This window comes from Citrobacter sp. wls710, assembly GCF_005281115.1.
GTDB lineage: Bacteria > Pseudomonadota > Gammaproteobacteria > Enterobacterales > Enterobacteriaceae > Citrobacter > Citrobacter werkmanii.
Window position 1 is genome coordinate 1 of the sequence record NZ_SZXD01000014.1, and the last position, 219, is coordinate 219.

The 219-nt window shown below is 42.0% G+C and carries 1 rRNA gene; it reads left to right on the forward strand.

What is annotated here, in order from left to right:
• Window positions 1-140: 140 nt before the first annotated feature.
• Window positions 141-219, forward strand: a 16S ribosomal RNA gene (locus FDX14_RS06075); the annotation flags it as partial.

Below are 219 nucleotides of genomic sequence, written 5' to 3' on the forward strand. Positions count from 1 at the left end.
TGCTCTTTAACAATTTATCAGACAATCTGTGTGGGCACTCGAAGATACGGATTCTTAACGTCGCAAGACGAAAAATGAATACCAAGTCTCTGAGTGAACACGTAATTCATTACGAAGTTTAATTCACGAGCATCAAACTTAAATTGAAGAGTTTGATCATGGCTCAGATTGAACGCTGGCGGCAGGCCTAACACATGCAAGTCGAACGGTAGCACAGAG